Source organism: Stenotrophomonas sp. SMYL20, from assembly GCF_036320045.1.
GTDB lineage: Bacteria > Pseudomonadota > Gammaproteobacteria > Xanthomonadales > Xanthomonadaceae > Stenotrophomonas > Stenotrophomonas maltophilia_A.
Map to the genome: position 1 here is coordinate 136,116 of NZ_JAWIRT010000010.1, position 19,215 is coordinate 155,330.

19 protein-coding genes are annotated in these 19,215 nt (G+C 67.6%); 11 read left to right on the forward strand and 8 right to left on the reverse strand.

Translation table 11 applies throughout. The features are described 5' to 3' along the window. Positions 1 to 74: 74 nt before the first annotated feature. From V3B48_RS09795 to V3B48_RS09815, 5 genes are all read right to left on the reverse strand, one after another. Positions 75 to 1,442, reverse strand: coding sequence for a heavy metal sensor histidine kinase (locus V3B48_RS09795; RefSeq protein ID WP_329893643.1), 1,368 nt, complete (start codon positions 1,440 to 1,442; stop codon positions 75 to 77). Further along, positions 1,439 to 2,137, reverse strand: coding sequence for a heavy metal response regulator transcription factor (locus tag V3B48_RS09800; protein WP_197615635.1), 699 nt, complete (start codon positions 2,135 to 2,137; stop codon positions 1,439 to 1,441). The genes V3B48_RS09795 and V3B48_RS09800 overlap by 4 nt, the downstream gene beginning before the upstream one ends. A gap of 45 nt (positions 2,138 to 2,182) precedes the next feature. Beyond that, positions 2,183 to 3,067 (reverse strand): copper homeostasis membrane protein CopD, encoded by an 885-nt coding sequence (gene copD / locus V3B48_RS09805; RefSeq protein WP_329893644.1) that lies wholly within the window; start codon positions 3,065 to 3,067, stop codon positions 2,183 to 2,185. Between the two features lie 10 nt (positions 3,068 to 3,077). Continuing rightward, a complete protein-coding gene (gene copC, locus V3B48_RS09810) occupies positions 3,078 to 3,455 on the reverse strand; it encodes a copper homeostasis periplasmic binding protein CopC (protein ID WP_153855462.1) in 378 nt (125 codons plus the stop codon). Between the two features lie 110 nt (positions 3,456 to 3,565). Further along, the gene (locus V3B48_RS09815) at positions 3,566 to 4,420 is read right to left on the reverse strand and encodes an AraC family transcriptional regulator (RefSeq protein ID WP_329893645.1); all 855 of its coding nucleotides are present in this window, start codon (positions 4,418 to 4,420) and stop codon (positions 3,566 to 3,568) included. 188 nt (positions 4,421 to 4,608) lie between these two features. Between V3B48_RS09815 and V3B48_RS09820 the strand changes: the two genes are divergently transcribed. After that, a complete protein-coding gene (locus tag V3B48_RS09820) occupies positions 4,609 to 6,741 on the forward strand; it encodes a TonB-dependent receptor (RefSeq protein ID WP_329893646.1) in 2,133 nt (710 codons plus the stop codon). A gap of 62 nt (positions 6,742 to 6,803) precedes the next feature. Here V3B48_RS09820 and V3B48_RS09825 read toward each other — a convergent pair whose 3' ends face one another. Next, on the reverse strand, positions 6,804 to 7,280 hold the full coding sequence (locus V3B48_RS09825; RefSeq protein ID WP_049462653.1) for a MerC domain-containing protein: 477 nt from the start codon (positions 7,278 to 7,280) through the stop codon (positions 6,804 to 6,806). Positions 7,281 to 7,312: 32 nt separating this feature from the next. Here V3B48_RS09825 and V3B48_RS09830 point away from each other — a divergent pair, with 32 nt between their 5' ends. The 8 genes from V3B48_RS09830 (at position 7,313) to V3B48_RS09865 (ending at position 13,950) form a co-directional block, all read left to right on the forward strand. Continuing rightward, positions 7,313 to 7,846, forward strand: coding sequence for a DUF2796 domain-containing protein (locus V3B48_RS09830; RefSeq protein ID WP_049462652.1), 534 nt, complete (start codon positions 7,313 to 7,315; stop codon positions 7,844 to 7,846). Next, positions 7,843 to 8,538, forward strand: a complete 696-nt coding sequence (locus V3B48_RS09835) for an ATP-binding cassette domain-containing protein (protein ID WP_329893648.1) — start codon at positions 7,843 to 7,845, stop codon at positions 8,536 to 8,538. The genes V3B48_RS09830 and V3B48_RS09835 overlap by 4 nt, the downstream gene beginning before the upstream one ends. Continuing rightward, positions 8,531 to 9,784, forward strand: coding sequence for an ABC transporter permease (locus tag V3B48_RS09840; RefSeq protein ID WP_329893649.1), 1,254 nt, complete (start codon positions 8,531 to 8,533; stop codon positions 9,782 to 9,784). Before V3B48_RS09835 ends, V3B48_RS09840 begins: the two co-directional genes overlap by 8 nt. Positions 9,785 to 9,786: 2 nt before the next feature. Next, positions 9,787 to 10,338: a DUF3299 domain-containing protein gene (locus tag V3B48_RS09845; RefSeq protein WP_329893650.1), complete on the forward strand. Its 552-nt coding sequence runs from the start codon at positions 9,787 to 9,789 to the stop codon at positions 10,336 to 10,338. Then, entirely contained in the window at positions 10,328 to 10,957 is a 630-nt protein-coding gene (locus V3B48_RS09850) for a DUF3299 domain-containing protein (RefSeq protein WP_329893651.1), read from the forward strand. The genes V3B48_RS09845 and V3B48_RS09850 overlap by 11 nt, the downstream gene beginning before the upstream one ends. Beyond that, positions 10,957 to 11,703 (forward strand): hypothetical protein, encoded by a 747-nt coding sequence (locus V3B48_RS09855; RefSeq protein ID WP_329893652.1) that lies wholly within the window; start codon positions 10,957 to 10,959, stop codon positions 11,701 to 11,703. The genes V3B48_RS09850 and V3B48_RS09855 overlap by 1 nt, the downstream gene beginning before the upstream one ends. A 152-nt stretch (positions 11,704 to 11,855) precedes the next feature. After that, a complete protein-coding gene (locus V3B48_RS09860) occupies positions 11,856 to 13,388 on the forward strand; it encodes an MFS transporter (protein ID WP_329893653.1) in 1,533 nt (510 codons plus the stop codon). A 4-nt stretch (positions 13,389 to 13,392) separates the two neighbouring features. Further along, positions 13,393 to 13,950 (forward strand): TetR family transcriptional regulator, encoded by a 558-nt coding sequence (locus tag V3B48_RS09865; RefSeq protein ID WP_164080250.1) that lies wholly within the window; start codon positions 13,393 to 13,395, stop codon positions 13,948 to 13,950. Between the two features lie 116 nt (positions 13,951 to 14,066). On the opposite strand, the gene V3B48_RS09870 is transcribed toward V3B48_RS09865, so the two are convergent. Further along, positions 14,067 to 14,957 carry an AraC family transcriptional regulator gene (locus tag V3B48_RS09870; protein WP_329893654.1) on the reverse strand — a complete coding sequence of 297 codons (891 nt, stop codon included), beginning with the start codon at positions 14,955 to 14,957 and terminating at the stop codon, positions 14,067 to 14,069. Between the two features lie 106 nt (positions 14,958 to 15,063). Here V3B48_RS09870 and V3B48_RS09875 point away from each other — a divergent pair, with 106 nt between their 5' ends. Next, positions 15,064 to 15,600, forward strand: coding sequence for a peroxidase-related enzyme (locus V3B48_RS09875; protein WP_125893574.1), 537 nt, complete (start codon positions 15,064 to 15,066; stop codon positions 15,598 to 15,600). Between the two features lie 70 nt (positions 15,601 to 15,670). Here V3B48_RS09875 and fdhD read toward each other — a convergent pair whose 3' ends face one another. Next, positions 15,671 to 16,510 (reverse strand): formate dehydrogenase accessory sulfurtransferase FdhD, encoded by an 840-nt coding sequence (gene fdhD / locus V3B48_RS09880; RefSeq protein WP_329893655.1) that lies wholly within the window; start codon positions 16,508 to 16,510, stop codon positions 15,671 to 15,673. A gap of 243 nt (positions 16,511 to 16,753) precedes the next feature. Here fdhD and V3B48_RS09885 point away from each other — a divergent pair, with 243 nt between their 5' ends. Beyond that, entirely contained in the window at positions 16,754 to 19,039 is a 2,286-nt protein-coding gene (locus tag V3B48_RS09885; protein ID WP_329893656.1) for an FdhF/YdeP family oxidoreductase, read from the forward strand. Positions 19,040 to 19,215: the final 176 nt, after the last annotated feature.

Here is a 19,215-nt window from a genome sequence, read left to right on the forward strand (position 1 = left end):
TGGCGGGCGCCCGGCCGGCCCCCCCCCCCCCCCCGCGGGGGGGGGGGGGGGGGGGGCCCCCCCCCCCCCCGCCACTACCGGGCTGATGCGCTTGGCAGCACCAGCTCGAACACGGTGCCGGTTTCATCGGAGGTCACGCTTACCGTTCCGCCATGCGCCTGTGCAATCGCACGGGTGATCGCCAGGCCCAGTCCGGCACCTTCGTGGCGGCCACGCTCGCCGCGATAGAAGCGATCGAACAGGCGCGGCAGTGCTGCTTCGGCAATCGGCGGGCCGAGATTGTGCACGCTGACCCTGCACACGCCATCGCCCTCGACCAGCTGCACCCGCACCTCGCTGCCCACGGCTGCGTGCTTCAACGCATTCGACAGCAGATTGGCGATCGCCCGGTGCAGCATCAGACGGTTGCCTTCCACGCTCGCCACGCCGTCGCGGCGCAGGGTCAATTGCCGGTCCTCGGCCAGCAGGTCATAGAACTCCAGCAGCGAATCCACCACCGCATCCAGCGCCACCGGCTCGCGCGAGGGCAGCGCGCCCGGTGCCTCGGCCTGCGCCAGATACAGCAGGTCACCCACGGTCTGCGCCAACTGCTGCAGCTCCTCGGCACACGACGCCAGCGTCTCGCGGTAGGCCTCGTTGCTGCGCGGGTGGGCCAGCACCACCTGTACCTGGGTCAGCATGTTGGTGATCGGCGTGCGCAACTCGTGGGCCAGATCACCAGAGAACTCGGTCAACCGCGCGAAATCCTGCTGCAGCCGTGCCAGCATGCAGTTCAGGGTCTGCGCCAGCTGTTCCAGCTCGGCCGGGGCGCTGCGTGCGCTCAGGCGCCGCTGCAGTCGGCCGGCGGTGATCTGCCGGGCTTCATCGGCCAACGTGCGCAGCGGTCGCAGCGTGCGTCGCACGACGTAGCCACCCAGCAGGCTGCTGGCCACGGCGGCACCGATGATCGCGATCGCCAGCAGGTGGCGGAAGCGCTGCAGGAAGTCGGCGTGGCGGGCATCGTCGATGGCCAGCAGGATGACCAGCTGGCTGCCGTCGGCAAGGGTCTGGCGCAGGTGCAGGGCATGCATGCAGCGGCCATCGGCAAGGATCCAGTCGTGCCGACGCGGGGTGGTGTCGATGGGCTGGCTGCGAGCGTGTTCGCGCAGCAGTGCCGGTGCGGTGGAAAACAGCACGGTGCCGCGCCCGTCGACAATATGGAAGGCGATGTCCGGATGGTGGCCCAGCGCCTCTGCCAGGCGCCGCCCGCGAGCCGGCGCGGGCCCATTGCCGGCCAGGTCACGGATCAGCGCAACCTTGTTTTCCAGTTCGGTGAAATCCTGGGCGACCAGGTCGTGGCGGGCACTGACATAGATCGCCACGCCCAGTGCCGCCAGCACCAGCGTGGCCACGATGGCGAACAGCAGCGTCAGCCGCACCGCGATGGAACGGCGCAGGCTCATCCGTTGCTTACAGCGCCGTCGTCTGGAGCTTCGAGCACGTAGCCCATGCCGCGCACGGTGACGATCAGCTTGGCGTCGAAATCATCGTCGATCTTGGCGCGCAGGCGGCGGATCGCCACGTCGATCACATTGGTGTCGCTGTCGAAGTTCATGTCCCACACCTGCGAGGCGATCAACGAGCGCGGCAGTACTTCACCGCGCCGCCGCGCCAGAAGTTCCAGCAGGGTGTACTCCTTTTGGCTGAGCGCGATGCGCTGGCCGCCGCGCTCCACCCGGCGGCGCTGGGTGTCCACCACCAGGTCGGCAATGACGATGCGTTCAACCTGCGGAACGGCCTGGCCACGGCGCAGCAGCGTGCGCACGCGCGCCAGCAGCTCGGCGAAAGCGAAGGGCTTGGCCAGGTAGTCGTCGGCGCCCAGCTCCAGGCCCTGCACGCGGTCGGCGATGCTGCTGCGTGCGGTCAGGAACAGCACCGGCAGCGGCCAGCCGGCTCCACGCAGCCGCGACAGCACGGTCCAGCCATCCAGGCCGGGCAGCATCACATCGAGGATGACCAGCTGGTACTCGCCGCTCTCGGCCAGGTGCAGGCCGTCGATGCCGTTGCTGGCGAGGTCGACCACATAGCCGGCCTCGATCAGGCCCTGGCGCAGGTAGTTGCCGGTCTTGGGTTCGTCTTCGACGATCAGCAGTTTCATGGTGCGGCCATCATCGCAGCTTGCGGGTGGGTCGGCAGCGACGGCTCATGCCACCGGGTCCAGGGTTCCGAGTACCGCTACGCAGGCCAGCACCAGCAGCGCCAGCACCGCTTCGCAGGCCAGGCTGTGGCGCAGCGAACGCAGTGGCCTGGGTTGCCAGCCGCCGCGGATGGAAACCGCCAGCGCCGGCACCAGCCGCCAGCGATGCAGCGCGGCCAGCCCCAGCATGCCACCCACAAGCCCCAGCTTGATCATCAGCCAGCGCCCATGTGCGGTGCCGGTGAGGTTCTGCACGGAACCGCCAAGATCGACATAGGTGTAGGTCCCGGTCATCGCCAAGGTGGCGACGATGATCGTGCCGGGCACAGCGAAGCTGTGCGCGGCCTGCCACAGCTCGCGGGTGCGTTCGCGCAGACGCGGGCCCTGCGGTCGCAGCGCCAGCTGCAGGATGGCGGCGATTGCCCCGACCCAGGCGCCGGCGGCCAGCAGATGCAGCATGCCGGCGCCGAGCCGAAGCGTGCCGCCGAACCCGTCGCCGGCGGCGGCATGGCCATTCCAGGAAAGGCTGGCCAATGCGCTGGCAGAAAGTGCCAGCAGTGCGAGGCGGCGCAGGCCCTGTACGGGGCGGTTGATGGCCAGCAGCGGCAACATTGCCAGTACGCCCAGGATGCGCAGCAGACCCGCTTCACCCACCGGCGTACCGGCAAGAAACCAGCTCGCGGTCTCGCCGTCGATGTCGGCCGGTGATATGCCAAGCACGCCGGACAACCGGGTCACCGCGTCGGTGATGACCAGTACCAACGCGATCACGGTGAGCGTCAGCGAGACGCCGCGCGGCAGCCCGGGCCGGACGAAAAGCATCCGCCCGAACAGCAGCATCAACACGGCATACAGCGCCAGCCGCAGCGCATACGGCGAAAGCTCGGCCACAGCAGCGGCCTTACTTCACGGTGAAGCGGTAGGTGCCGGTGATCGGATGGCTGTCCTGGCCGACCGCGCGCCACTGCAGCGCGTAACTGCCGGCGGGCAGCGGCTTGGCAAAGCGCGCGCGCAGGGTGTGGCCGTCCTCGGAGATCTCCTGCGCGGCGGTCGGCATCGCCATCTTCATGCGGCCGTGGTCCATGCTCAGTTCGATGCGGGTGGCACGCGGCATCACCTTCTCACTGAACTGCAGCTCGATCTGGCTGGCCGGGGCCACGGTGGCATCGGCCGCTGGCGTCGAACGCACCAGACTGGGATGGGCCAGCGCCAGCGGCGCGGCCGAAAGGCCGGACAGCAGCAGGGCGAGCGGGGCGACGCGGAACAGGGAGCGGGTCATATGCGGATCACCGATGGGGAAGTGGCCTGCAGGGTGGCGTCCACCGCCTTTCGAGGCCCTGACCTGCACATTACCGGTTTGTAATGTTGGCCGCCGGCCTGCGGGCGGCACTACCGTGCGCGTGACTGCGCGATCCATGCCGACGGCGAACAACCGACCACACGCCGGAACGCCGCGCTGAACTTGCTGGGATTGGCATACCCGCTGGCGAGCGCAACGTCGGTGACACGCCGGCCCTGCGCAAGCTCGGCGCGCGCCCGCTGCATGCGGTGCTGGGTCAGGAACGCATAGGGCGGCAGGCCAGTGGCCGCACGCAGCGCGCGGCTGAACGTCGCGGCCTCCATCTGCACTGCAGCGGCCAGCTGTGGAACGGTCAGCGCTTGGCCGTGTTGCGCATCGATGTAGGCCTCCAGTTGCCGCAACCGTCGTGCCGACAGCGGGGACACCGTGCCACGCGCCTGGCACGGCTGACCGGCAAGCTGACCCAGGCGGTGCAGCAGCACCTGCGCGCCATGTTCGAGGAAGCCGGGCAGGCAGGCGTCGGCCTGTGCGCTGGACCACAGCGCCTGCAGCACCGAAGTAATCACCGGGTCGTGGTGCAGCCGCGCCGCCAGCGGCTGCAGCTGTTGCAACTGCTGCGGATCCTGCGGATGCAGGTGGGTATCGATGGCGACGCCGAGCAGATCGACCGCGGGGCTGGCATAGGTGCCAGACTCTCCCGGCAGTACCAGGTTGAACTGTCCGGGCCGCCACGGCGCCTGCAGAAGACCGCTGAGGGTGTGCTGCTGCAGCCGACCGCCGCCGCCCACGGCCAGGCCCAGGCGCAGTTGCTGCGGATGTCCCATCTCACCTTCGCTGGCATCGAAGCGATGGCGCAGCAGCACCACCGCACCATCGTGGCTGGCGTAGGCCGCAGGGGCCTGCGACCGGGTTTCCTGCAGCAGCTGGTCGGCGAGGGCGGGCATCACGGATCCGGGAATGGAGCGGCGCTGCCGGAAATGGAGTGGCGGCAGGACGCGAATGTTACAGGATAACACTCTTGTCCCGCGCTGCCGCCGCCCGCGCGTCCGCCACTCCATCCGTCGAGGTTCCCGCTTTGAAGTCGTCCACGCCTGCTGCCGCGCTCATCGCAGCATCCCTGCTCGTTCCTGCCTTGCCCGCCCTTGCCCAGCAGGCTGACCCGGCCACGCTCGACGGTGTCCGCGTCACCGGTTCCAAGCGCGATACCCCTTACCTGAAGAGCGATCTGTCGGTGACGGTGCTCGACAGGCAGGCGCTGAAAGAAGCGGGCGTCACCGAGTTGCGTGACCTCGACAAGCTCGCGCCGAACGTGAAGTTCAATGCGATGGGCCAGCTCAGCAACATGTTCATCTCGATCCGCGGCATCGAGTCCAATCCGTTCCTGGTCAACCGCGCCTCGGTCTACATCGACGGCATCCCGTTCCGCGAACTGAGCAATGCGGTGCTCAACCAGGTGGAGTCGGTGGAGGTGCTGCGCGGCCCGCAGGGCACGCTGTACGGCGCCAACAGCGAATCCGGCCTGGTACTGGTGCGCACACGCGGCCCGGCTGATGCACGCGAGGGCGAGATCAACGTGCGCAGCACCTGGTTCGGCAACGGCAATGGCACCGCTCTCGATGGCTTCCTGGCAGGGCCGCTGAGCAAGACGGGCAGCCTGTCCGGCTCGGTGGCGTTCATGGGCTCGGACGAAGATGCCTACCTGAAGAACCTCACGCCCTCCGGTGCGCGCGGCAGGGTGGGTGAAGACTACCTGCAGGGCAAGCTGCGCTGGCGGCCCAGCGACTACGTTTCGGTGAATGCGCTGGCCTACCATCTGCGCACCCGTGCGCCGGGCATGTTCGAGTACGAGTACCTGCCGCTGGATACCGGCCTCTACAACCGTACCTACGGCGCCTCGCTCAATGGTGGCCGGCGTGCAGGCGATTTCACCTACATCAACGACGCGCCCAAACGCACCGAAAAGGATGAAACGGTGGCCGGCCTCAGTGCCCAGTGGCAGCTGCAGGCCGGTACGCTGGACGTGGCCGCTTCCTGGCGGGACGAGGAGGTGACCTCGGCGGGCTACGACTTCGACATGACCAACAGCCCGGCATTGGCCGGCCGCATCTACGACAGGAAGAAGGAATGGACGGCCGAGGCGCGCTTCAGCTCGCCCAGCGACCAGGCGTTGACCTGGATGGCCGGTGTGTCGACCTACCGCAACAGCAAGGATTCGATCCTCGGCACCTTCGTCGGCCCGGCGCTGCACGGGCTGGACAGCTACAACCTGGCACCGCGGCAGACCTCCAAGGGCGAGGACTACAGCGTCTTCGCCACCGCCAGCTATACCTTCCCGGCGGTGCCGAAGCTGACGGCCAGCGCCGGCCTGCGCCATGAGCAGGCACGGCGCTCCACCGAACAGCGTGCCGGTGCGCTGGATCTGGGCGCCGGTGGCCGCGTGCTGTACCGCGATGCCGCGCTGGCGCATACCTTCTCGGCCACGCTGCCGCGGGTGTCGCTGCGCTACGACGCCACTGACGACCTGTCCTTCTACGCGGCCTCGGCCAAGGGCTACATTCCGGGTGGCTTCAATCTGGCTGCGGCGCAGAGCGATGTGGTCAACGACAAGGTGCTGCGCTACGAGTCCGAACGCATGTGGAGCCATGAGCTGGGCTTCAAAATGAACCTGGCCGGCGGTCGTGGCCACATCGGCGGCGCGCTGTTCCACATCACCTCGGACAACTGGCAGGAGATCCAGGTGGCCACCGATGCCAACGGCCGCCCGATCTCGTCGGACTACGTAGGATCGGATGCCTCGATCCGTTCGCGTGGTGCCGAGCTGGAGGGCGTGTTCGAAGTGCTGCCGGGCTTCACCCTGATGGCGAATGTGGGCTACGTCGATGCGAAGTACACCAAGCTGTGGGTCAGCGTGGACCAGAACCTGGATGGCAAGCGGGTCAAGCTGACCCCTCATTACACTGGCTATCTGGCGGCGCGCTATCAGTTCGACTCCGGCATCCATGCACGGCTGGAATCGCAGTTCACCGGCTCCAGTGCACTGGATGAACGCAACCGCGCGTTCCAGCCCGCAGTGGCCGTGCTCGGTGCGCAGCTGGGCTATGAGACCGGGCCGTGGAGCGCGCGGGTGTTCGTGCAGAACCTGACCAACAAGCGCCGCATCAATGGCCTGATCTTCGACAACCTGGCCTTCGGGCGCGACGGAAACTACTACGGCCCGGTCGACAGCCCGCGCATCTTCGGCGCGGAAGTGGGTTACCGCTTCTGACGAATCCACGGTAGATCCACGCCAAGCGTGGATGGCGGCACCCCGCCGGGCATGGCCCGGCGCTACCGTGGGCCGTGCAATGCCCGCCGGTTGCCGATGTGCGCGCATGCCAGCAGCACGCCACCGCAGGCGGTGGCCACGCCATGCCAGAGCAGCGATTCCTTCAACGGCAGGTACAGCGACGCTGACACCAGCAGGATCGCGCCAACCACGGCCAGCCGCATCGGCAGCCAGCGCCCATGCCGGTACAGCCCGGCCGTGGTACTGGCCAGCGCCAGCGTCGAGGCCATCAATGCAAACAACCATTCCCAGCGCGACATCATCAACAGCAGCGTCATCACGCCGTGGCCGGGGTGCTGGAACGAGCGCAGCGCCATCATTGCCGCCGGTACGAAGGCCAGCAGCAGGGGCAGGGCGATGCAATGGGCGGCGCAGGCCAGTGACAGCCAGGCGCCGGCCAGATCGAAACGGGGATGCCAGCGTGCCGAAGTTGGCGGCTGGGCCAGAGCCCTTGCGGGGGTCGGGGGGATGTGGTCCATTATGTTACATAGTAACAATTGGAGTCTCCCCCATGAAGCTTCCTGCTGCTCTTTTCCTGCTGCTGGCCGCCAACGCGGCCCAGGCACACGATGTCCGCCAGCACGCGCCACACGTGCACGGCCAGGCCACCGTTGATCTCGCACTCGACCAGGGAACGCTGGAGTTCGCCCTGCAGGCGCCGGGTATCGGCATTCTTGATTTCGAGCGACCGCCCGCCAACGCGACCGAGCAGGCGGCACTGTCACGCGCCACGGCATTGCTGAAGGGCGGCAGCTGGGTGACCCTGCCCACCGCCGCCAACTGCCGCCTGGCCAGCAGTGACGCCAGTGCCGAAGGCTTCGCTGCGACCGCCGCTGTGCCAGCGGCCGGGCAGCATCGCCACGCCGGTTTCAGTGCCAACCTGCAGTATCGCTGCACGAATCCGAGTGCATTGCGCGCCCTGGTCGTGCGCCTGCCGGTGCTGTTCCCCGGGTTGCACGAAGTCATCGTCAACAGTGCAACCGCCAACGGCCAGGACCGCAGCGTGCTGAGTGCCGACAACCTGCGCGTGGTGCTGGCGCCGTGAGCACGCCAGCGGTGATCGCCCTGGAGGATGTGCAGTTCGGCTACGCAACACGTCTGGTGCTGGATATCCCGCAGCTGCTGATAGAGCAGGGCAGCAGCGTGCTGTTGCGTGGAGTGAGCGGTGGCGGCAAGAGCACCTTGCTCGGCCTGCTGGCCGGCGTCCTGCTGCCCGGCAGGGGGCGCGTCGAAGTAGCAGGTCACGCGCTGCAGATGATGCGGGGTGCTGCGCGTGATCGCTTCCGCGCCGATCACCTGGGCGTGATCTTCCAGCAGTTCAACCTGCTGCCGTTCCTCAGCGTGCGCGACAACATCGCGCTTGGCCTGCGCTTTTCTCCGGTGCGCAGTGAGCGCATCAGCGGGCCGCTGGACGACGAGATCCTGCGCCTGCTGGAAGCGCTGCAGCTGGACCCGGCGCTGTCCAAGCGTGCGGCCGGTACCCTGAGTGTCGGGCAGCAGCAACGCGTGGCCGCCGCACGCGCCCTGATCGGCCGCCCCACAGTACTGCTGGCTGACGAGCCGACTTCGGCGCTGGATCGCCTGGCCGCGACCGCCTTCCTGCAGCTGATGTCCGCACAGTGCCGGGCCGCCGGTACCACGGTGCTGGTGGTCAGCCATGACGACAGCCTGCAGCCGTTGTTCGACCGCACGATTTCACTGTCCGAGATCAACCACGCAGGTGGCACCCATGCTTGAGCTTGCCTGGGCCAGCCTGCGCAGCCGCGCATTGAGCGTCAGCCTCACCGTGCTGGTGATCACCCTCAGCGTGGTGCTGCTGCTCGGTGTCGAGCGCGTGCGCGCGCAGGCGCATGAAGGTTTCGCCAGCACCGTCTCAGGCACTGACCTGATCGTCGGTGCCCGCTCCGGGCCGGTGAACCTGCTGCTGTATTCGGTGTTCCACATCGGCGACCCGACCAACAACGTGTCCTGGCAGTCCTACCAGGAGCTGTCCTCTCTGCCGCAGGTGAAGTGGGCGGTGCCACTGTCGCTGGGCGATTCCTGGCGCGGCTACCGGGTGGTCGGCACCAGTGGTGGCTATTTCGAGCACTACCGCTACGGCGCGGGGCATGCGCTGGCGTTTGCGCAGGGGCGGCCGTTCGACGATCTGTACGACGCCGTGATCGGCGCAGAGGTGGCGCACGCACAGAAGGTCGGCATCGGCGATGAGATCGTGCTGGCGCACGGCACCGGCGCAGTCACGCTGGCCACGCACGCCGACAAACCGTTCCGCGTGGCCGGCATCCTGCAGCGCACCGGCACGCCGGTCGATTCGTCGGTGCTGGTCTCGCTGCCGGCCATCGAGGCGATCCATGTCGACTGGCGCTCCGGCGTGCAGCTGCGCAGCCAGAGTGTCAGCGCCGAGCAGGCGCGCCATCTGGACCTGACCCCGACCAGCATCACCGCCTTCATGCTCGGCCTGAACTCGCGCATCGCCACGTTCTCGGTACAGCGCAGGATCAACGAGTATCCGGACGAGGCGATGCTGGCGATCCTGCCCGGCGTAACCCTGCAGCAGCTGTGGCAATCACTGGGCACGGCCGAGCGGGCACTGCAGCTGATCAGCGCGATGGTGGTGCTGCTGGGCATGGTCTCGCTGGTGGCGCTGCTGGTCTCGACCCTGCAGGAGCGCCGACGCGAGATGGCCGTGCTGCATGCCATCGGTGCACGCCCAGGCTATATCGCCAGCCTGCTGGTGGTGGAGGCGGTAGCGACCAGCGCGTTTGCCTGCGTGCTCGCACTGGCCGCACTGGTGGTGGCCAGCCTGGCCGGGCGTGGCTGGGCGCTGGCCAGCTTCGGCCTGTCGATCACCCACATCTGGCCGGATGGCCGCGAACTGGCGTGGGTGGCGGGTGTGCTGGCGATCAGCGCGGTGGCCGGCCTGGTACCGGCGCTGCTGGCCTATCGGCGCACGCTGGCCGATGGCCTGTCACCCGGGGGCTGAGCATGCGCTGGTTGCCGCTGTTGCCAATGTTGCTGGTGCTGACCGCCTGCGAACGCCCGGTCGATACCGGCGTGCAGGCGCTGCCACCGTCACCGGTGGTCGATCGCGATGCCCCGGCAGCTGCCGAGGAACAGGAACTGGACTGGTTGCAGATGATGCCGAAGGAAGAACTGGCGGCGCTGGAGCGCGGCGAGGGCCCGGAGGTGGAGCACAACGGCAACCGGCGCATGCCGCAGTTCGGTACGTTCCGCACCGTGGACACCGTATTGCAGCGGCCGGTGCGCTTGCCGGGTTACGTGGTGCCGCTGGCCAACGCGCAGGACGGGCGGCTGACCGAATTCCTGTTCGTGCCGTACTACGGCGCCTGCATCCATGTGCCGCCGCCACCGCCGAACCAGATCGTGCACGTGGTGCTGCCGCGCCCGATCGATATGCCGGACATGTATTCGCCGTTCTTCCTGGCCGGTACCCTGCGCGCCGAACGGCTGGACGATGATCTGGCCGGTTCGGCCTACACCATGCGTGACGCTCAGCTGAGGCCGTATGAACCGTAGTGTCATGATCGGACTGGCGTGTTGCCTGGGCTTGCTGGGGTGTACGCAGGCGGGTGGGGGCGCCACCACCGTCGCCGAAGCACCGGCAGCACCGGCAGCGGCGCAGCCGGCCACGACCGAAGCGCCCATCGACCGCTGGGATGCACTGCGGCCCGACGAAGTGACCTACCAACGTCCGCCGCCGCAGATCGGCCTGTCACGCAATGGCATGGACGGGGTGGGCGGGCTGATCGACGACACCGGCTCGGGCACGCCACCGGGGCAGGAGATCGACCATTCCAGCCCGGACCGCGCCAAGCAGTTCGGTTCATCGCAGGTGGTCGAAACTGCCGATGGCCGCGCCGTTGACCTCGATGGCTACGTGGTGCCGCTGGGCACCAACGACGCAGGACTGGTCGACGAACTGTTGTTCGTGCCGTTCTACGGGGCCTGCATCCATGTGCCGCCACCGCCACCGAACCAGATCATCCATGTGACCCTGGCCACGCCGATCGCACTGGGCGACCTGTGGGATCCGTACCGGTTGGCCGGCCGCCTGCAGGTCAAGCGCTTCGATGCGGATATCGCCAGCGCGTCCTACGACGCGGCGGCGGCGACACTGACGGCGATCCACAATTGATGCGCACGCGTTGGATCATCGTTGCGGGCGTGTTGGTCACCAGCGTGGTGTTGCTGGTGTGGTGGCACCTGCGCGTCGACGTGACCGAGCCACCGGCGATCGCCTTCCCGGCACCCGCGACCGATGCCAGCCAGCGCATCGAACAACGCCTCGGCGAAGACCACGCTTTTCGCAACGACGTGCTGTTCCTGCTTGCGGCAACGTTGCGCGACCGCTGCCAGCCGGCGCAGGCGGGACTGCTGGCGCGCATGGCCAATCGTGCATCGCTGCCGGTGCTGGCGGCGGTCAGTGCGGTGACCCAGCAGGATCCATCACTGGACCGGCCGATCTACCAGTACATCCAGCATCGGGCGGACGCGACGCCGTGTGGCCAGCCGCTGCAGATGCCGCTGGCCGGTGGACGCAGCATGGCCGTGGACATCGAGCAGTACGCGCGCACCTTCCCGGACAGCTATTTCGACCCGCAGCGCAGCAGCGAGCCGCGGGATTTCGGCGGACTGTCGCTGCAGCAGCGGGCAGGCAACGCCTGCAACAGCGTGGTGTATTCGGTGCTGCCGCTGGGTGGCACCGATTGGCGATGCAGCAGCCTGCGCGCGAATGCCCGTGCGCGGGTGCGCGGCCTGTGCGAGGACGAACTGCGGCGCCAGCATGGGGGAACGGGCGGGGAACTGGACATGGCCGTGGGGCAGGGCATGCAGGGTGCGGTGGTGTCGGCGATTGCCGCGCTGCCGGAAGACTGCCGATAAGCGTTTACCAGTAGAGCCAGGCCAGGCCTGGCTGGCGGTTCAGCCAAGCAGACTTGCCCCTACAGACCCTGAACTGGTGGATTCCGAAGGTCATAACTATACAGGACATCCGGTATAGTTATGACCGTATTCCACCCCCACCAGGTTCTCCCATGGCTTTGTCCCAGCCCCTGGCCGGTGCTCCGGCCCTGTCGCGTGCCCGTCGCTGGGCGCTGTTGTTCACCGTCGCCGCCGGCCTGCTGCTGGTTACGCTCGACAACTCCGTGCTCTACACCGCACTACCCACCCTGACCGAGGAACTCTCGGCCAGTGCCGGCCAGGCACTGTGGATCATCAACGCCTATCCGCTGGTGATGGCCGGCCTGCTGCTGGGCGCGGGCACGCTGGGCGACCGCATCGGCCACCGCCGCATGTTCCTGATCGGCCTGGTGGTGTTCGGCATCGCCTCGCTGGCAGCGGCGTTCGCTGGTACAGCGGCGCAGCTGATTGCCGCGCGCGCGTTCCTGGCGATCGGCGCGGCCGCGATGATGCCGGCCACGTTGGCGTTGATCGGCCTGAGCTTCCACGAAGAGAGAGAGCGCAACATCGCCATCGCGATCTGGGGCTCGGTGGCCATCGTCGGTGCAGCGCTGGGTCCGATCATCGGCGGCTGGCTGCTGCAGCACTTCTGGTGGGGCTCGGTGTTCCTGATCAACGTGCCGGTGGTGGTGGTCGCATTCGTGGCCACGCTGCTGCTGGCACCGGAAGGCCAGCGCGATACCTCGCGGCCGTGGGATCTGGTGTCTTCGTTGCTGGCATTGGCGGCGCTGTCCGGCCTGGTGCTGGCGATCAAGTCACTGATCGCTACGCCGCCGTCGTATGCGCTGGGTGCCGGTGCGCTGTTGCTGGCCGTCATCAGCGGCGCGGCGTTCGCACGTCGCCAGCAGCAGTTGCCGTACCCGTTGCTGGACTTCGCGATCTTCCGCAATCCGGCGTTCCTGGCCGGCACGCTGTCGGCGGTGTTCACCCTGTTCGCGATGGCCGGCCTGCAGCTGGTCACCACCCAGCGCTTCCAGCTGGTGGCGGGCTTCACTCCGCTGCAGGCGGGCCTGCTGGTGTCGGTGGCGGCGCTGGGCAGCCTGCCGAGTGCACTGCTGGGCGGCAGCATCCTGCACCGGGTGGGCCTGCGTCCGCTGATCTGTGGTGGCCTGGCGGCTGGCGCCGTGGGTGTCGGTGTGGTGGCGTTCGGTTTCCCGCACGGCCTTGGCTGGGTGGTGGCTGGCATGGCCATTACCGGCTTTGGCATGGGCTCGGCCATCTCGGTGGCGTCCACCGCCATCCTCAACAATGTGCCGGCACACCGCGCAGGCATGGCCTCGTCGGTTGAAGAGGTATCCTACGAATTCGGTGGCCTGCTGGCGGTGGCGATGCTGGGCAGCTTGAGCGCGGCGATGTACGGTGCTTTCCTGCCGGTCTCGGCCGACATGCCCGAGCTTGCCCGCGAAGGCTTCACCCAGGCGCTGCACGTGGCACGCGAAAGCGGGCAGGGCGAGTGGTTCGCGCTGGCCACGGCCGCGTATGACCGCGGCTACCAGATCGTGCTGCTGGTGATCACGGTGATGCTGGCGCTCGGTGCGACGATCATCGCGCGCCTGCTGCGTGGCCGCGTCGGCAGCCGCGAGGGCGCGGCCGATCGCGTAAAATGACGCGATGAGAACCAGCAAGCGCGACCGCATCCTCGACGCCGCCGTCAACGTGATCAATCGTGACGGCGTGCGCGCGGTGACCTTCGAGTCGGTGGCCGCCGAGGCCAAGCTGACCCGCGGCGGCCTGCTGTACCACTTCCCGTCGCGCGAGGCGCTGCTGCGCGGCATCGACGAGCATCTGGTGCAGGCCTGGGAGACGTCGATGGAAACGCTGCTGGGCAAGCGTGCGGAGGAAGCATCGGCGCTGGAGCGCTACCAGACCTTCGTGCGCGTGTCGGCGCAGAGCGCCACCCGCGCCGAACTGATGTTCATGCTTGAATCGGCCGACCCGGACGCCGACGAGCGCCCGTGGGGCCCGGCGGTACGGCGCTGGGCGCCGTTGCCGCCGTCGGCCGGGCAGAATGACCCGGCCGCGCTCGACAATTTCGTAGCGCGGCTGGCGGCCGATGGCCTGTGGATCTACGAAGCGATGTACGAAGGGCAGCTGGATGAAAGCGTGCGCGCCCAGGTAGCGGAGCGGATCGCCGGGCTGCTGGCAAAGAACGATGGAACGTCCAGCTGAGCCGTCCACCGACGCGGGGACGTTGCTCTTGGTAGAGCCGACCGCTGGTCGGCTGCTCACGAAAATCCCGCGCTGCGCGCGATAGTCGACCAGCGGTGGACTCTACCCTTCTCCATTTACCCAGCCTGTGCTGCGGTCGCCGCCAACCACGCCCTGGGCGAAGCCCCCAACCGCTTGCGGAACGCCTTCGACAACGACGCGGTATCGGCAAACCCCACCTCGATCGCCACCTGCTTGACCGCCACGCCCGCACGCAGCTGCGCGCAGGCCAGGCTCAGCCGCCAATCCAGCAGATAACTGGCCGGCGTCGCCTGCATCACCTCCTTGAAGACCGCTGCGAACGCACTGCGCGACATGCCAGCGGTGGCGGCCATGCGCGGCAGCGTCCACTCGTCCTGTGGCGCCTGGTGCATTGCCACCAGCGTGCGTGCGAGCCGTGCGTCGGACAGCCCGCGCATCAGCCCGTGGCTGACCCCGGCCGCATCGGGATGATCCACCACCCAGCGCAGGATCTGGATCAGCGCCACTTCGAACAGCCGGTTGGTCAGCAGCCGCGAACCGCAGCGTTGGCGGTCGGCCTCGGTGAACAGCAGATGCAGGGTGTCGTCCAGTTCGCTGATCGCGGCCAGCGGCACCACCATCACCGGCGGTAGCGACTGCACGATCGGGTTGCGCGCGCCACCATCGAAGTCGAGCGTGGCGCAGGTGAAGTCCGGCCCATCCAGCGGCGCATTGAAGAACACATGATGCAGCGGCTGCGGGTACAGCAGCAGGCTCGGGGTGTCGATCTTCAACCGCGGCAGCGCGATATCGCCGTCGGGATGACGGACCTCCATTTCACCCTGGCGCAGGATGTGCAGGAACGCGCGCCCGGGTTGCGGCTCGAACACCTGCCGTCCACACAGCGGGCCGCTGTGGAACAGCGCGGCCTGCACCCGGAAGCGTTCCAGCAGGGAGGAGAGGCGGTCGGGCGCGGAGCGGTCTGCAGGAGTGGGAAGTGTGCGCATGGATGAATGGACAACAATGGCGGCTGATCTGGTCCTTTTCGTCCATCGAGTCTACCTAGGATGGCCGGGTCGTCCAATCCCGGGCGCTTTCCCAAGGAGATCCACCATGTCCCGTGTCCCCCTGATCGATGCCGCCAACACCACCGCCGACCGCCAGGCCCTGCTGGGCCAGGTCCACGCCGCGTTCGGCGCCACCCCGGCCATGTTCCGCGCTGTGGCCAATTCGCCGGCCGCCCTGCAGAGCATGTGGGGCTCGTTCGGCGCACTGGGCGGCGGTCGCCTGTCGCCGCTGCTGGGCGAGCAGATCGCCGTCGCCATCGCCAACCGCAATGCCTGCGAATACTGCCTGGCCGCGCACACGGCGCTGGGTCGCAAGGCCGGCGCCAGCAGCGAGCAGATGGCTGCTGCGCAGATCGGCCAGTCCAGCGATCCGGCCACTTCGGCGGCGCTCGACTTCGCGCTGAAGGTAGTTGAGCAGCGTGCACAGATCACCGACGGTGATGTGCAGGCGCTGCGCGCAGCCGGCTTCGATGACGAGCAGATCGTCGAGATCCTCGCCCATGTGGCGCTCAACCTGTTCACCAACTACGTCAACGTGGCGTTCGACGTGCCGGTGGACTTCCCGAAGGTGGCGCTGCGCTGAGGTACGGTCTGGCCCGGGTGGCAATGGGCCGCCCGGGCCGGTCGAAATGGAGCAGACGGGGTGGTCGGCGCTACCTGTCGTCCGCCTGCAGCCGCTCGGGGTGCGTATACACATTGAACCCGCTCTCCCGCGCGAATCCGACCAGGCACAGTCCGGCACTGCGGGCCAGGTCGATCGCCAGCGCGGTCGGCGCCGACACCGCTGCCAGCACGCTGGCACCCGCACGTATCGCCTTGCTGACCATCTCATAGCTGGCGCGGCTGGAAATCACCAGCAACCCGCCGTCGATGGCGTGCTCGTTGTGATGCAGGGCGCCGATCAGCTTGTCCAACGCGTTGTGACGGCCCACATCCTCGCGCACCCAGCCGATCCTCCCGCTGGCATCGGCCCAGGCCGCGGCGTGCGTCGATCCACTCACCGCATTCATCGGCTGATGCTGCGCCAGCGTGGCCAGCGCCCGTTGCAGGGCTGCCGGTGAATAGGGCCGTCGCTCACGCACCTCGGGCAGCGGGCGCAGCACATCCTCCAGCTGGCGCGTACCACACAGGCCGCAGCCACCGCGACCGGGCAGCAGGCGGCCATTGGCCGGATCCAGATCGGCACCGGGTGCGTCTTCGGAAACGGTCATCTGCAGCTCGATGCCCTCCAGCTGCGGGCGGACCTCGATCGACAGCAGTTGCGAGGGCGCAGTGATCAGCCCTTCGCTGAGCGAGAAACCCAGCGCGAAGTCTTCCAGGTCGCAGGGCGTGGCCATCATCACCGCGAAGGCGGCGCCGTTGTAGCGCAGTGCAACCGGTACTTCCTCGGCCACCACGTCGACCTGCTGCTGGTGCCCCTCGCTGCGCCAGCGCTGCAACGGGCGCTGGGCCGTACCGGCAGGCGGGGTGTGCGGCGGGGTCGAGTCAGGCATGCAGCGCGTCCGGGCAAGGGAAATACGCAGGTGGTGGACCACCCACGGCTTCGAGAATAGCGCAGTGGCCGGGCGCTGACGCGGGTGTAACCGTTGTCATGGCAGGCTGCGCTGAAAACAGCATCTGGCTCTGGCGAAGCGGCCTTGTCCGTGCTTGACTGCGTGGCTGGCCGCGCTGCAGAAGCCGCATCCGGCCCATCCCGCGCCGTTGATTGTTGTGTTCCTCCCGCCAGGTTCCCGAACATGTCCGAGCAGAAGCCGCCGCGTTACAAGCCCTACAACCAGCCGGCCGGTGGCTGGGGTGCCGCCGGTGCCACCGCCAAAGTGCTGCTGCAGCAGAGTGTGATCGGCAAGGGGTCAAAGGCGCTGCTGGCGATGAACCAGCCCGGCGGCTTCAAATGCCCCAGCTGTGCGTTTCCCGATGCGGATGAGCGCAAGAAGCTGGAATTCTGCGAGAACGGCGCCAAGGCGCTGGCCTGGGAGGCCACCCAGTTCCGCGCCGGGCGCGAGCTGTTTGCCCAGCACACCGTCACCGAACTGATGGCGCAGACCGACTACTGGCTGGAAATGCAGGGCCGGCTGACCGAACCGATGCGCTACGACGCAGCCACCGACCATTACGTTCCGTGCAGCTGGGATGAGGCATTCGCGCTGATCGGCCGCCACCTGCAGGCGCTGGACAGCCCGCACCAGGCCGAGTTCTACACCTCCGGCCGTACACCCAACGAAGCCGCGTTCCTGTATTCGATCTTCGTGCGCGAATTCGGCACCAACAATTTCCCGGACTGCTCGAACATGTGCCACGAGCCGACCAGTCGCGGCCTGCCGCCGGCCATCGGCGTGGGCAAGGGCACCATCGTGCTGCAGGATTTCGAGCACGCCGAGGCGATCTTCGTGATCGGCCAGAACACCGGCACCAATTCGCCGCGGATGATGAGCAACCTGGTCGAGGCGCGCAAACGCGGCATCCCGATCGTGGCGGTCAACCCGATGCCCGAGCGCGCGCTGATCCGTTTCGCCGAACCGCAGGACATGGTGCAGATGGCCACGTTCGGTTCGACCGAGATCACCAGTGAGTTCGTGCACATCCGCATCGGCGGCGACCTGGCCCTGATCAAGGGCATGATGAAGGTGATGTTCGAGCGCGAGGCGCAGGGTGAGCGCGTGCTCGACCATGAGTTCCTGTCAGAACATACGGTAGGCCTGGACGCACTGCGCGATGACGTGCTGGCACAGGACTGGAACGAGATCGTGCAGGTCTCCGGCATCACCCAGGCGCAGATCCGCCGCTGCGCCGAGATCTACATCCGCTCCAAGGCCACGGTGATCTGCTATGGCATGGGCCTGACCCAGCATCAGTATGGTTCGACCCTGCTGCAGCAGGTGGCCAACCTGCTGTTGCTGCGTGGCAACTTCGGCAAGCCCGGTGCCGGCATCGGGCCGATCCGTGGCCATTCCAACGTGCAGGGCGACCGTACCGTCGGCATCGACGAGAAACCCAAGCCGGCCTATCTGGACCGCGTGCAGCAGGTGTTCGGCTTCGATCCGCCGCGCGAGCACGGTCATCACGTGGTCGAATCGATCGAGGCGATGCTGGACGGCAGCGCCAAGGTGTTCATCGGCATGGGCGGCAACTTCATCCACGCCGTGCCCGATACGCCGCGCGCGTACGAGGCCATGCGCGGCCTGGAGCTGACGGTGGGCATCGCCACCAAGCTCAATCGCGGTCACCTGGTGCATGGCCGCGATGCCTTGATCCTGCCGGTGGTCGCACGTTCGGAGCGCATCGTCACGCCGGCCGGCGAGCAGTTCGTCACTATCGAAGACGCGATGTCGAACGTGACCGCTTCGCGCGGCGTGCTCGAGCCGGTCAGCACGGACGTGCTCCCGGAGGTCGAGATCGTCTGTCGCATGGCGCTGGCAACATTGCCGCACAGCAAGGTCGACTGGGCGGGGTGCATGCATGACTACGCACCCATCCGCGAGCTGATTGCGGCGGTGTACCCGGAGATCTACACCGGCTTCAACGAGCGCATCCAGCAGCCGCACGGCTTCCACCTGGACATTCCGCCGCGCCGCCGGGTGTGGCCCACGCCCAACGGCAAGGCCAACATCCTGGTGATGCCAGGCCTGGACGTGGACGCGCCGGTGGACGATCCCGGGATGCTGCGGTTGGCCACGGTGCGCTCGCACGACCAGTACAACACCACCATCTACAGCTACAACGACCGCTACCGCGGCGTGTACAACGACCGCATGGTGTTGTTCATGAACATCGAGGACCGGCTGGCACGTGGGCTGGAAAAGGAAGCGCTGGTCAGCCTGGAGACGATCAGTGGCGACGGAGTGCAGCGGCGCATCGAGGGCCTGACCGTGCTGGACTACCCGATGCCGCGCGGCGCGCTGGCCGGTTACTACCCGGAACTGAACCCGTTGTTGCCGCTGGACTACTACGACCGGGTCAGCGGTACCCCAGCGGCCAAGTCGATCCCGGTGCGGATGAGCGCAATGGTGGCGGCGATTGCGTGACCGGCGCATCGGCTATCATTGTCGGGTGAACCTGCCTGGCCTGCTGCTGCGATGGATGCTTCTCCTTGCCCTGGTGCTGAATGCACCGGCGCTTGCGGTTGCCTCATCCTCGTACGCGGCGCAGTCCAACGCGGAGCATTGCGCCGCACCGCATTCCGCTGCCATGGCCGGATGCT

Excerpts from the sequence above, each read along its gene's own strand:
- V3B48_RS09885 (WP_329893656.1), top strand. The coding sequence starts at position 16,754 with ATGTCCGAGCAGAAGCCGCCGCGTTACAAGCCCTACAACCAGCCGGCC.
- V3B48_RS09870 (WP_329893654.1), bottom strand. The coding sequence starts at position 14,957 with ATGCGCACACTTCCCACTCCTGCAGACCGCTCCGCGCCCGACCGCCTC.
- V3B48_RS09795 (WP_329893643.1), bottom strand. The coding sequence starts at position 1,442 with ATGAGCCTGCGCCGTTCCATCGCGGTGCGGCTGACGCTGCTGTTCGCC.
- V3B48_RS09860 (WP_329893653.1), top strand. The coding sequence starts at position 11,856 with ATGGCTTTGTCCCAGCCCCTGGCCGGTGCTCCGGCCCTGTCGCGTGCC.
- V3B48_RS09845 (WP_329893650.1), top strand. The coding sequence starts at position 9,787 with ATGCGCTGGTTGCCGCTGTTGCCAATGTTGCTGGTGCTGACCGCCTGC.
- copC (WP_153855462.1), bottom strand. The coding sequence starts at position 3,455 with ATGACCCGCTCCCTGTTCCGCGTCGCCCCGCTCGCCCTGCTGCTGTCC.
- V3B48_RS09800 (WP_197615635.1), bottom strand. The coding sequence starts at position 2,137 with ATGAAACTGCTGATCGTCGAAGACGAACCCAAGACCGGCAACTACCTG.
- fdhD (WP_329893655.1), bottom strand. The coding sequence starts at position 16,510 with ATGCCTGACTCGACCCCGCCGCACACCCCGCCTGCCGGTACGGCCCAG.
- V3B48_RS09855 (WP_329893652.1), top strand. The coding sequence starts at position 10,957 with ATGCGCACGCGTTGGATCATCGTTGCGGGCGTGTTGGTCACCAGCGTG.
- V3B48_RS09840 (WP_329893649.1), top strand. The coding sequence starts at position 8,531 with ATGCTTGAGCTTGCCTGGGCCAGCCTGCGCAGCCGCGCATTGAGCGTC.
- V3B48_RS09875 (WP_125893574.1), top strand. The coding sequence starts at position 15,064 with ATGTCCCGTGTCCCCCTGATCGATGCCGCCAACACCACCGCCGACCGC.
- V3B48_RS09865 (WP_164080250.1), top strand. The coding sequence starts at position 13,393 with ATGAGAACCAGCAAGCGCGACCGCATCCTCGACGCCGCCGTCAACGTG.
- V3B48_RS09825 (WP_049462653.1), bottom strand. The coding sequence starts at position 7,280 with ATGGACCACATCCCCCCGACCCCCGCAAGGGCTCTGGCCCAGCCGCCA.
- V3B48_RS09830 (WP_049462652.1), top strand. The coding sequence starts at position 7,313 with ATGAAGCTTCCTGCTGCTCTTTTCCTGCTGCTGGCCGCCAACGCGGCC.
- V3B48_RS09815 (WP_329893645.1), bottom strand. The coding sequence starts at position 4,420 with ATGCCCGCCCTCGCCGACCAGCTGCTGCAGGAAACCCGGTCGCAGGCC.
- V3B48_RS09850 (WP_329893651.1), top strand. The coding sequence starts at position 10,328 with ATGAACCGTAGTGTCATGATCGGACTGGCGTGTTGCCTGGGCTTGCTG.